Here is an 11,803-nt window from a genome sequence, read left to right as displayed (position 1 = left end):
TCGTTTGTCGTCAAGGGGACGACAACAAGAAACGGTCGAGCGGGGGGTGAAGACGGTCGGCGATGGTCAGGATGGAGACATGGGATTCCATGTCGACTCCGAGGCCGGGCGGCTGCGCCGGGTCATCCTGCACCGGCCGGACCTGGAGCTGAAAAGGCTCACCCCGAGCAACAAGGACGCCCTTCTCTTCGACGACGTCCTCTGGGTGCGCCGGGCCCGGGCCGAGCACGACGGCTTCGCCGACGTCCTGCGCGACCGCGGGGTCGCCGTCCATCTCTTCGGCGACCTGCTCACCGAGACCCTGGACCTCCCCGCCGCCCGCAGCCTCGTCCTGGACCGGGTCTTCGACGAGAAGGAGTACGGCCCCCTCGCCACCGACCACCTGCGCGCCGCCTTCGAGGCGCTGCCCGCGCGCGAGCTGGCCGAGGCGCTGGTCGGCGGCATGACCAAGCGGGAGTTCCTGGACGCGCACGAGGAGCCCACCTCGGTCCGCTTCCATGTGATGGACCTCGACGACTTCCTCCTCGAACCGCTCCCCAACCACCTCTTCACCCGCGACACCTCCGCCTGGGTCTACGACGGGGTCTCCATCAACGCCATGCGCTGGCCCGCCCGGCAGCGCGAGACCGTGCACTTCGAGGCGATCTACCGGCACCACCCCCTCTTCCGTGACGAGACGTTCCACGTCTGGTCGGAGGGGCAGGCCGCCTACCCCTCCACCATCGAGGGCGGTGACGTCCTGGTGATCGGCAACGGCGCGGTCCTGATCGGTATGAGCGAGCGCACCACCCCGCAGGCCGTGGAGATGCTCGCGCACAAGCTGTTCGCGGCGGGCTCCGCGCGGACGATCGTGGCCCTCGACATGCCGAAGGGGCGCGCCTTCATGCATCTCGACACCGTGATGACGATGGTCGACGGCGGCACCTTCACCCAGTACGCCGGGCTCGGCATGCTCCGCTCGTACACCATCGAACCGGGCGGGGCCGACAAGGAGCTCAAGGTCACCGACCATCCGCCGGAGCACATGCACCGCGCGATCGCCGCCGCACTCGGCCTCAGCGAGATCCGGGTCCTCACTGCCACCCAGGACGTGCACGCGGCCGAGCGCGAGCAGTGGGACGACGGCTGCAACGTGCTCGCCGTCGAACCCGGTGTCGTCGTCGCCTACGAACGCAACTCCACCACCAACACCCATCTGCGCAAGCAGGGCATCGAGGTGATAGAGATCCCGGGCAGTGAGCTGGGCCGGGGCAGGGGCGGGCCGCGCTGTATGAGCTGCCCGGTGGAGCGGGACGCGGTGTGACGCAGCCCCCGGCGGAGCGACTGTATAGAAATGTGGAACATCGTATAGACTTCCATGGTCCCTGAAGCCGACCCGTACTCTGGAGCGCCCCCATGGCGACAGTCCCGACCGCCCTCGCCGGCCGCCACTTCCTCAAGGAGCTGGACTTCACCCAGGAGGAGTTCCGCGGGCTGGTCGAGCTGGCCGCCGAGCTGAAGGCGGCCAAGAAGGCCGGGACCGAGACGCAGCACCTGCGCGGCAAGAACATCGCGCTGGTCTTCGAGAAGACCTCCACCCGCACCCGCTGCGCCTTCGAGGTCGCCGCCGCCGACCAGGGCGCCCACACCACCTACCTCGACCCGGCCGGCTCGCAGATCGGGCACAAGGAGTCGGTGAAGGACACCGCCCGGGTCCTCGGCCGGATGTTCGACGCGATCGAGTACCGCGGGCACGGACAGGGTGTCGTGGAGGAGCTGGCCGCGTTCGCCGGGGTCCCCGTCTACAACGGCCTCACCGACGAATGGCACCCCACCCAGATGCTCGCCGACGTGCTCACCATGACCGAGCACAGCGACAAGCCGCTCACCGGCATCGCCTTCGCCTACCTCGGCGACGCCCGCTACAACATGGGCAACTCCTACCTGGTCACCGGCGCCCTGCTCGGCATGGACGTCCGGATCGTCGCCCCCCGGCTGCTGTGGCCGGACGACACCATCGTCGAGCTGGCCCAGCAGCTCGCCGACGCGTCCGGGGCCCGGATCACGCTCACTGAGGACGTGAAGGAAGGCGTGCGCGCCGCCGACTTCATCGCCACCGACGTATGGGTGTCGATGGGCGAGCCCAAGGAGGTCTGGGACGAGCGCATCGCGCTGCTCGGCCCCTACGCCGTCACCATGGACGTGCTGCGTGCCACCGGCAACGCCGACGTCAAGTTCCTGCACTGCCTGCCGGCCTTCCACGACCTCGGCACCGACGTCGGCCGCGAGATCCACGAGCGGCACGGGCTGACCGAGCTGGAGGTCACCGACGAGGTGTTCGAGTCCGAGCACTCGGTCGTCTTCGACGAGGCCGAGAACCGGATGCACACCATCAAGGCGGTCCTGGTGGCCACGCTCGCCTGATCGTCGTACCGCAAAGGCCTCACCAGGCCCTATCCTTTCGGCGGCCCGGCGCCACCCCTGCCGAGGCCGCACCCACGCCCCCATCAGGGACGTTCGCACCACCAGAAACGAGCACCACCCGCATGCCCCGCATCAAGTCCCCGCACCTGCTGGTCGCCGAATCCGGCGCCGACCGGGCGGGCCACGGCCTCCGCCGCACCATGGGCCTCTTCCAGCTGATCTGCTTCGGCATCGGCGCGATCGTCGGCACCGGCATCTTCGTCGGTCTGTCCGACTCGGTCGCCCAGGCCGGACCGGCCGTCGTCGTCTCCTTCGCCCTCGCCGCGGTCACCTGCGTCTTCACCGCCCTCTCCTTCGCCGAGCTGGGCGGCGCGATCCCGGTCTCCGGATCGTCGTACTCCTTCGCCTATGCCGGTCTCGGCGAGTCCACCGCCTTCCTGGTCGGCTGGTGCCTGCTCCTGGAGTACGGCGTCTCGATCTCCGCCGTCGCGGTCGGCTGGAGCCAGTACGTCGACGAACTGCTGCACAGCCTCACCGGCCTCCAGCTCCCGCACGCCCTGGCCGCGGGCCCCGGCGACGGCGGGATCGTGAACCTCCCCGCGGTGGTCGTCATCGCGATGGCCGCCGTGCTGCTGATGCGCGGGGTGCGGGAGAGCGCCCGCGCCACCGCCGCGATGGCCGCCGTGAAGCTGGTCATCCTGGTCGCCTTCTGCGTGATCGGCTTCAGCGCCTTCAAGGACGGCAACCTGGTGCCGTTCTCCCCGGCCGGCTTCGGCGGCATCGGCGCGGGCACCACCGCCGCGTTCTTCTCGTACATCGGCTTCGACGCGATCACCACCGCCGGTGAGGAGGCGAAGAACCCGCGCCGGGACATCCCGGTCGCGATCCTCGTCTGCATGGGCGTGGTCACCCTGCTCTACTGCGCGGTCGCCCTCGCCGCGACCGGCGCCATCGGCGGCGACCAGGTCGCCGGCCGCCCCGCCGCCCTGTCCTACGTCGTCAACCAGATCACCGGGTCCACGATCGGCGGCGGGGTGATCGCCTTCGGCGCGGTCGTCGCCATCGCCTCCGTGGTGCTCGCCGTGATGTACGGCCAGACCCGCATCCTGATGTCGATGTCCCGGGACGGTCTGATCCCGCGTGTCTTCGAGCGGGTCTCGCCGCGGACCGCCACACCGGTCTCCGGCACCCTGATCGTCGCGGTCGTCTTCGCGCTCCCGGCGGCCTTCGCCTCGCTGGACGCGGTGATGAACCTGTGCACCATCGGCACCCTCGCGATCATGGCCGTGGTGAACATCGCGGTGATCGCCCTGCGCCGCCGCGAACCGGGCCTCGCCCGCACCTTCCGGGTGCCGCTCTACCCGGTCATGCCGCTGCTGGGCGTCGGCTTCTGCCTGTACCTGATGTACGAGACCGGGTGGACGACCTGGATCCAGTTCGCCGTCTTCCTGGTCGTGGGCCTGCTGGTCTACCTCGGCTACGGGCGCCGGAAATCCACGCTGGTCAGAGGCTTGGGCGAGAGAGCGGACGCCGTCCCTGAGCGGGAGCCGCAGGCCGTCTGAACCGCAGAGCGGAGACTGACGCGGACCCCGCTCCACACTGGTTCAAACCGGACCACACGGCTACGTACGTAGCCATGAGAGCAGCCACGGATCTTGGGTTGGGAAACCCGGCTCCTGCGGAGCCCGGGGCGGCCGTAGGTGGCTGAGGTCCTGTCCACTTGGCTTCCGATCAGTGCCGCGCCGTATGCGGCCTTACTCGCTTAGTTAGCTCGTACCCCCTCGATAGACCACGGGGACGTCGAGTCGGATGGCGGCCCCGGTGTGATCTGGGGAGGCGAGATGGGTGGATCGGAAAACGCGAAACAGGGCTGAAGCCGGTTGCCGGCTTCAGCCCTGCCGAAGTTCCCCCAGTGCTCGTGCGGTCATCTGCGGGCCGCGCGGATAGCGCGTGCCGTCACGCTGCAGTGTCAGTGACGGAGGGGCGTGGCCGCGCCGTCAGGCCAGCGGCCACCGCGCCATGCGTATCGGCATGGTCGCGCAGGAGATGACTGTAGGTGCGCCGCAGCTCCTCGACAGAGTCGCCCACCCACGCTGCCACAGTGTGCTCGGGTATACCGTTCTGGAGCCGGGGCGCCGCCAACCTCCACGCACTATTCCGGTATCAAGCACAAGAAACACGGGATGAACGTCCGGGCCCCGGCTGATCCGCTCGGGAATCTGCTGGGACCTCACTCACGCCGCCAGGGTCGGTACACAGCATCAGGGCGGCCCGCACTCACGGTGTCATCGATGCCCCGGCCTCATCCGACGTGCGCTGCTGGCGGCCAAGGGGTACAGCTTTGCCAGCGGTGTGCCGATGTCCTACCGCGGCCACGGGGACACTGTCCGCCGGACACCGTGCGGTCAGCGTCTCCCGCGGCAGGCTCCGTGCCCTGGGCGTGCAAGGCATGGCGGCCCTTGGGCCTACCCCTGGTGAACCAGTAGATAACTTGCGGCCATCAGCCTTTTAAAGCATGTCAGGTGATCCAGCAGGACTCTTGTCGATTTCATTCCGATTGATTCTTCGGCCCTCAGTGGACCTCTGGCACCACCGCGCAGATCACCGACTCGGACTGGGTGGACGTCCGCCAGACCTCGGCCACCTCGGTCGCCCTGGTGGACGTGGACGGCAATGAGACCGGGTTCACCGCCACCTCCGCGGGTGGCTGGAAGCCGGAGCCCGGCTCGGAGGACCTGACGCTCACGGGGTCGCTGACCGGCTCGTTCACGCTCAAGGACGACGAGGGCACGACCACCACGTTCGCGAAGGTGGATCCGGCGGCCACGACCTGGCAGGTCTCCAGCACCTACCTGCCCACGGACAACTCGACCACCAAGGTGGTCTCGGAGAAGGTCACGTCGGGCAGTAACACGCTGGCCCGCCCGAAGTACGAGGACCGAAACGGGCCCTGCACTGCCTATTCGGCGGTCACGTGGTCCCAACAGGCGGTCGGCAATACCCGTTCTCGTGAGAATCGGCCACCACTCCGGCCGCGGGGGCACCTCCGGCCGCCGAGACATGAACGGACACGGAGACACACATGGCCATCCCCCCGGACTCGATACGCGGGCTCATCCTCTTCGCATGCCCGACCAACCCCTGGCTACTTCTCTCCACACGACTCACCGTCTGGGCCGCCTTGTCGCTCCTGTCGGCCCTCACCCCCCTCTACAACACCGACGCCCCCCTCTGGATCTGGCCCTTCGCCCTGATCGCCTGCCTCCTCATGGCCGGTCAGACGATCGGCGCGATGAGAAGCAAGAGCCAGGGCCGCACCGGGTAAGCGCGAGACACCGCGCCTGGTGGTGAACGTCACCGGGGCCCGCACCGTTTTCCCTGGCATACCGCGCGGTGAGATCGCCACGCCGGGACCAGCCACTCACGCAGGTACCCAGCCCGGCAGCACGAAGGCCATCCAGTGCGCACCCGTGACGGTGTCCGTCACCTGCACCTTGGCGTGCGGCAAGGAAGCGATGGAGTCGCCGTCGCAAGGCTCTCGCAGCGGCAGCTCCGGCGCGACGGGCCTTATCGGCGTCGACCTACTCCGGGCCGAGTCTGGAACCACCCGATCCAGCGATAGCACCACACCTGTTGCGATGGATACGCTCAAGCCCGCCGGCGCTGAGCTGCATCAACCTCTGCATCTCGTTACCGCCACAGGCCGTACGCCCGGAGAACGCGGGACCATCCCCGCGCCCGCGGGGATGGTCCCGTCCGCCCGTGGCGGCGGGAACGGGAACCTGCCTGCTCCCCGCGCCCGCGGGGATGGTCCCAAGCGCGTGGACGGCATGGTCGAAGTCCGCGGCTGCTCTCCGCGCCCGCGGGGATGGTCCCGGAGCCCGGGTCGGCCGTAGGTGGCTGATGTCCTGTCCACTCGGCTTCCGATCAATGCCGTGCCGCATGCGGCCTTGATCGCTAAGGACACACACCTCGACCGAGGACCTGGCCAGTTGGACCACCGCCTCGTCGACTCCCGCCATCGCTGCCCTGCGTGTCTGCTGCTGCAGGTGGAGCAGCCGCAGCAGTGCAAGTTTGGCGACGTCCGGGCCCGTCCTTGTGTCGTCGTCTTCCGCCCACGGGCCGTAGTCAACGAGCTTTCGGGCGCTTGCACGTGCCCGGCGGCGGCGTACCGGATCCGGGGCGGGGAGCAGGCCGCGCACTGTATCGGCCAAGAGGGTTTTTACGGTCGAATCCACGGCCCCAGCGTCCTCGCCCTTGAGGCTGGTCACAATGCGTTTTCGTGCTCGCGATCACGCGCGGTTGCGGTTCAGCCGGCGTAGCCGTGCTGGATCCGGTCCGCGGCCGCGCGGGTGGCGGCGTGCTCCAGAGCGGCGAGGAACGGGTCGTGCGCTGCGTGGAGGACCGCGTCCCGCATGAACGCGTCGACGGTCTTGCCCGCGGCGGTCGCGGCGAGCTGAACCTGATCCTGCTCAGCGGCCCTCAGGGGCACGGCGAAGGCCTGGGCTTGGGCGCGACGTCCATGCGTGGACCGTACCAGCGTCCTGGGGGCCGTCAGGGACCGCGGGCGAAGGGGGCCCGGTTGTCGGCTTCTAGTTGAGCAGGCCGCGGCGGCGCGGAGGGTTGATCGGCTCGGGCTCGTATACGGTGAGCAGGGTCGCGTCGGCGCGGTCGGGTGACTTCATGCCGCGCTGCTTCATCGCCTTCTTTGACTCGACAACGCTGTAGCCGGCGCTGTTGGAGCCTAGGTGCGGGGTGGAGGGCTGGATGCCGGTCTGCCGGTTGACGCGAAGCCGGAGCCGGCCGAGACCGGTGGACGGGTCCGGCTGTAGGAGCCCCCTGGTCGCGAGCCACATCTCGTCGCGCTTGCGGTACGGGCGCATCAGGGCGCCCGGGTCGTCCTGGGTGGGGGACTCCGACACCATGACGCCGACGATCTGCGCCTGGTGGCGACCGGTGTCGGCCCACCGCTTCAGCATGGAGACCACAACGTGGCCGATGCCGTTCTGGTCGACTTTGACGCGGACCGGGTGAGGGGAACCGAGGGCGTCGGCGAGGCGCTGCGCGGCCTTGATCTCCTCGAGGACTTTCTCAGCGACGAGGACCTGGTCGTCGTTCATGGTGCCCGACGAGCAGTAGCAGGTCTCGATGACGTCGCCGACGATGCGGCAGATGACGAACTCGTCGCCGCCGTCCGCTGCGACGTCGACGCCGAGGCGGGCCCAGGCGCCGTCCTTCACCGTATGGGTGCCGGTCTCGCCGTCGAGGCCGAGGTCGCACAGCCGCCGCCCCCGGGCCCGGCCGGATCGTTCATCTGCTGTGCCGCTTCGACCCAGGTCACGGGGATGGTGAGGCCGCCTCCGCCCTTCGGGAACTTCGCGTGCACCTTGGCTATGACGTACGGGTGATCGGGCCCGTACTCGCGGATGGTGCGGTCGATCCACTCCTGATCCGGGAGGTGGATCGCGAGGGAGTGGGTGGGGACGCCGTCGGGGCAGTCGTTGAAGTACGGGACGCGTTCACCGGTGACGGTCGGCGACGCGAACGTGGCGATGGGGATGGTGACGGTGGACGGTTCCTCGGGGGCGTCGCCCTCCTCGCACACCCCTTTGAACCAGCTCCTCGGGTCGTCCATGCCGGGGTTGCCGATCGCCAACATTCGCGCGTCACCGGTGAGCAGGTTGTTGGTGCCGTTGCCGATCGTGCGGGCGATACCGCCGGCCTCATCGACCACGATGAGCAACTTCGGGGTGCCGTGGATGCCCTGCAAGGCCGCTTCGTCGTTCTCCGGCGCGGTGAATCCGTACACGACGATGACGTCGTTGCCCCACTGATCAGGGATTTTCCACTTGGTAGCGGGCTGCGCTGGTGGCGTTCTGGGCGAGGAGGAAGCCGAGGACGACCAGGCTCTGGGCTTCGGCGCCGAAGGCGATCATGCGGCGGTTCCACAGGGAGCGGTCGAGCCGGGAGAAGCCGGCTTCCGTGTTTTCGCGGCCGCCGTAGAGGTGTTGGTGGGTGGCGGTGTTGTCGGGGATCTGCAGCTGGTGCCCACGCGCGACCGACCAGCCGAGAGGGGTCGTCAAAACCCCGTAGACGGCGATGAGGGTGGCGATGGACTGGGGTCAGGCCGGCGCCGTGGAACACGGGGCCTTCTGAGATACCGGTGACACGGCGGGAACAGGTGACGTCCCGCTGGCCGTCCTGGACGACGCCGTGCCCCTGCCCGTCGCCGACCGTGTGGTGGCCGTGCGCGACCGCCCGGGCCGCAGTACTGGGGGTCGGGCAGGGGCTGGAACTGTCACCCGGCCCCCGCCAGGTCAACTGGGCGACCTGCTCGCGTACATTTACCTAAAACCTATTGACTAGGAACATATCCCGCGTATCAATGGTTAATAGCCCACAACACCGAAAGAGTCACAAAGTCGACGAGGACGTCTAGTCGGCGGAGCGAACTCTGACAGGATGTGGTTCAGGCCCCCGGCAAGCCGGCGCGATACCGAGGCGGCAGTGACGACTGAAGCCCCAGGACACGTGCAGCACTACCGGGGACTGTTTTGCCCTCGGAGCCTTCGCACCGCAGCCTGACCTCGGTGCGAAGGTTTCGCCACGTCTACGCTCCCCGTGGAACCGAAGAGCACCAAGCGTGGCCTGCAGCGGCCCCCCCAGCGGCCTCCTGCTCCGGTCGGGCTCCGTTTCGCGTCCATCGCCGCCCCCGAATCCCCAGTCGACTCGGCCATGCAACACCTCGCTCTGCCGTCGTGACGGGCGGGAGAGTCAGGTCGGCCGACACGACGTCCGTGGTGGTGGCAGGTGCGGACCGGCAGGGGCAGGCTGGGGAAAGAACGGTTCAGGAAGGGGCGGAAGAAGTCCGTGGCGAGCACGAGTTCCGGTTCGGTGTCGCAGTTGTCGGTGCGGTGCTACGAGGCGGGGGACGAACAGGCCGTGCTGGATCTGATCGATGCCGACCGGCTGCCCGGGCAGTCTTCCATGTCCGCGGCCATGGTTGCCGAGGCGCTGGCGGGCCGCTCACCGGTGGACGGCAGCCGGTGGGCCGACCTCCATGGGCTGGTCACCGAGGTGATCCATGACGGTGTCCGGGTGCTGGGCGTCATCTCCTATGCCGTCCGCCCTTCGGACGGGGCCGGCCTTGCCCTGTGGCTGCACTGTCTTGAGGAGGAGCCTGCCCTGGCGCAGGCCCTGATCGTCCGTGCCCTCGACCGGCTCGGCTCGCGCCCGGTGTACGCGTTCGAGTTCGCTTCGGCACTGGCGCCCGAGGTGGGGGGCCTCCCGGCGCGCAGCCGTCCGGGCACCCGCCGGGCCTTGGAGAGGAGTGGGTTCACCGCTCGCGACCGGTGGCGATACTTCCAACGGCTCCTTCCCACGGCCCCTTTGGGGGTGCTCAGCTATCCGGTCGCGGAGATGAGCGAGTGCGCCGACTCGCCCGGCTGGCAGCTGTGCGTGCGCGAGCCGGACGGCACCGCGGTCGCCCAGGCCACCATCGGCCGCCCGGTGAACGGGGCCGGCGTGCTGCGGTGGATCAGCACCGACCCCGCCCACCGCGGCCGCGGGCTCGGCCACAGCCTGCTCACCCAGTGCTTGATCGTCCTGGCCGAGGCGGGCGCGCGCGAGGTCATCGCCTGCGTCCCCGCCGGCGACGACGCGTCCGGCGCCGCCGAGCGCGACCCCGCCGCGGCGATCTGCTTGTTCGAGTCGGCAGGCTTCAGCGAGATCGACCGGCTGGTGTCCTTCATCCGCCGTCCCTGAGCCCTGCGTGCCCAGTCGATCTGCCTCCCTTCCGCGGCCCTGCCGGCCCAGCGGCGCGACCCGAAGGGCTGCCCATGCACGGTCCCGGTACCTGATCGGCCCGGCCGACGTGGGTCAGCCGGGTGAACTGCAGGGCAGAATCCGCACGTCACCCGTTGAGCGGCGGAGCGGCGTTCAGTGAGGGACACGCCAAGCGACGAGCACTGTCACCGCGCTCAAGCGGGCTCCTGATGATGGACAGTTCCCGCTCGCTGATCTCGACGTCGATGTCTTCGCGCTTGATGCCGGGCACCTCGGCCTTGACCGCGTAGGCGTCGTTCGTTTCCTGCAGGCCGGCCAGAGGTGACCAGGCGTCGGCCGCGACGGTGACGCCGGCGGCCGCCAGGAACCGTTCATCCGTACTGAGGTGGCGGCCCGCTGCCGCCACGGGGATGGTGGAGTGGGAGAACTAGGCGCGACCAGGCAGGTGTGTGATGAGTAACGAAGCGACGTCCCCTCCGCGGATCGTGGTGGGTGTCGACGGCTCCGAACCGTCGAAGGCAGCCCTGAGGTGGGCGGTCGGCCAGGCGAAGCTGATCGGTGGCGTGGTCGACGCGATCATTGCCTGGGACTCCCCGACGGCCTGGTACGGCCTGGCGCCGCCCTCGGACAAGGATCAGGCTGACTTCCAGGAGCAGGTACGCAAGATCCTGGACCGGGCAATCGACGAGGCTCTCGGTCCGGGCCCGGGACGGCAGGTCGACCTCCGTCCCATCTCGGTTCACGGACACCCGGCCGCTGTCCTGATCGATGCCGCCGCAGGAGCGCAGTTGCTGGTCGTAGGCAGCCGAGGGCACGGCGGATTCCGCGAGGCGCTACTGGGCTCGGTCGGTCAGCACTGCGTGCATCACGCCCCGTGTCCGGTCGTCGTGATCCGCGGCTCCGGTCAAGGAGCCTGAGCAGTAGGCGCATAACTCCCACTGATCGGCCGACGGGAGACGCCTGTCCCGGCGTGAGGCTTGACCGCATCCGGTCGCTACCGCGCGACTCCGCGAAGTCCGCTGCCATCAGAGGGCGGTTGGAGACGCGGGTTGGTAACCAGGCGGGCTGACAGCTTGTTATGTGCCAACCAGGCGACGGAGGCCGAAGGACCCCGGCTGCCCGCACCGCCCGACGCGAGAAGGGTGAATACGGACATCGTCGGTGCGGCTTACTGAGGTGTCCGGGGCGACGTCGCTCAGCGCCGGGCCGCGGTCACCCGGCACCACGCTCCCGGCCTTTCGGGCTCTCTCCCGACGTACGCAGCCCGAAGACCACGGAACGGATGATCTTGATGGTGGTGTCGAGATCGTCCAGGGTCCGGGCCAGCCGCTCTGCGGCCTCAGGGCGCTCCACGAACGGCTGGACACCCTGCAGGCCCAGACCCGATGCGAACAGCCGCTGGATGACGATGTCATGCAGGTCGCGAGGATCCGCTCCCGTTCGCGCAGCAGGGCCCCTGTCCGGCTTCCTGCCGCCGGGTTGCCAGCTCCATCGCCACCGCCGCGTGCCCCGCGAAGCCGGCCAGCGGTCGGGTTCTCGACCGCGCCGAAGACGTCGGCCAGGACCGCCTCCAGCAACGCCCCACTTGAAGATCGTTTGACCAGGACGGGCGGCG

The 11,803-nt window shown here is 69.1% G+C and carries 11 protein-coding genes and 2 pseudogenes; 7 read left to right on the top strand and 6 right to left on the bottom strand.

Going from position 1 to position 11,803, the window contains the following annotated elements; translation table 11 throughout:
- Positions 1-79: 79 nt before the first annotated feature.
- From EDD90_RS13515 to EDD90_RS13495, 5 genes and pseudogenes are all read left to right on the top strand, one after another.
- Positions 80-1,303 carry an arginine deiminase gene (locus tag EDD90_RS13515; protein ID WP_123973250.1) on the top strand — a complete coding sequence of 408 codons (1,224 nt, stop codon included), beginning with the start codon at positions 80-82 and terminating at the stop codon, positions 1,301-1,303.
- Between the two features lie 92 nt (positions 1,304-1,395).
- Entirely contained in the window at positions 1,396-2,403 is a 1,008-nt protein-coding gene (argF, locus tag EDD90_RS13510) for an ornithine carbamoyltransferase (RefSeq protein ID WP_123973249.1), read from the top strand.
- A gap of 122 nt (positions 2,404-2,525) precedes the next feature.
- Positions 2,526-3,965: an amino acid permease gene (locus tag EDD90_RS13505; protein WP_123973248.1), complete on the top strand. Its 1,440-nt coding sequence runs from the start codon at positions 2,526-2,528 to the stop codon at positions 3,963-3,965.
- Between the two features lie 1,002 nt (positions 3,966-4,967).
- Positions 4,968-5,333, top strand: a pseudogene (locus EDD90_RS57240) (hypothetical protein); the annotation flags it as partial.
- Between the two features lie 152 nt (positions 5,334-5,485).
- On the top strand, positions 5,486-5,728 hold the full coding sequence (locus EDD90_RS13495) for a hypothetical protein (RefSeq protein WP_123973247.1): 243 nt from the start codon (positions 5,486-5,488) through the stop codon (positions 5,726-5,728).
- Between the two features lie 984 nt (positions 5,729-6,712).
- On the opposite strand, the gene EDD90_RS13485 is transcribed toward EDD90_RS13495, so the two are convergent.
- The 4 genes from EDD90_RS13485 to EDD90_RS13475 form a co-directional block, all read right to left on the bottom strand.
- Positions 6,713-6,895, bottom strand: coding sequence for a hypothetical protein (locus tag EDD90_RS13485; RefSeq protein WP_123973245.1), 183 nt, complete (start codon positions 6,893-6,895; stop codon positions 6,713-6,715).
- A 100-nt stretch (positions 6,896-6,995) separates the two neighbouring features.
- Entirely contained in the window at positions 6,996-7,643 is a 648-nt protein-coding gene (locus tag EDD90_RS57235; protein ID WP_260327843.1) for a hypothetical protein, read from the bottom strand.
- The gene (locus tag EDD90_RS57230; protein WP_260327842.1) at positions 7,640-8,212 is read right to left on the bottom strand and encodes a hypothetical protein; all 573 of its coding nucleotides are present in this window, start codon (positions 8,210-8,212) and stop codon (positions 7,640-7,642) included. Before EDD90_RS57230 ends, EDD90_RS57235 begins: the two co-directional genes overlap by 4 nt.
- 25 nt (positions 8,213-8,237) lie before the next feature.
- Positions 8,238-8,486, bottom strand: a complete 249-nt coding sequence (locus EDD90_RS13475) for a hypothetical protein (protein ID WP_123973244.1) — start codon at positions 8,484-8,486, stop codon at positions 8,238-8,240.
- A 787-nt stretch (positions 8,487-9,273) separates the two neighbouring features.
- Here EDD90_RS13475 and EDD90_RS13470 point away from each other — a divergent pair.
- Positions 9,274-10,167: an N-acetyltransferase gene (locus tag EDD90_RS13470; RefSeq protein ID WP_260327841.1), complete on the top strand. Its 894-nt coding sequence runs from the start codon at positions 9,274-9,276 to the stop codon at positions 10,165-10,167.
- A 148-nt stretch (positions 10,168-10,315) separates the two neighbouring features.
- Here EDD90_RS13470 and EDD90_RS13465 read toward each other — a convergent pair whose 3' ends face one another.
- The gene (locus tag EDD90_RS13465; protein ID WP_260327840.1) at positions 10,316-10,594 is read right to left on the bottom strand and encodes an Hsp20/alpha crystallin family protein; all 279 of its coding nucleotides are present in this window, start codon (positions 10,592-10,594) and stop codon (positions 10,316-10,318) included.
- Positions 10,595-10,640: 46 nt separating this feature from the next.
- Here EDD90_RS13465 and EDD90_RS13460 point away from each other — a divergent pair, with 46 nt between their 5' ends.
- Entirely contained in the window at positions 10,641-11,105 is a 465-nt protein-coding gene (locus tag EDD90_RS13460; RefSeq protein ID WP_123973242.1) for a universal stress protein, read from the top strand.
- 322 nt (positions 11,106-11,427) lie between these two features.
- Here EDD90_RS13460 and EDD90_RS13455 read toward each other — a convergent pair.
- A pseudogene (locus tag EDD90_RS13455) lies at positions 11,428-11,722 on the bottom strand (histidine kinase); the annotation flags it as partial.
- Between the last annotated feature and the right edge of the window lie 81 nt (positions 11,723-11,803).

Origin of the sequence: Streptomyces sp. Ag109_O5-1 (assembly GCF_003814875.1) — a bacterium.
GTDB lineage: Bacteria > Actinomycetota > Actinomycetes > Streptomycetales > Streptomycetaceae > Streptomyces > Streptomyces sasae.
This window is presented reverse-complemented; position numbering and strand designations above follow the sequence as displayed.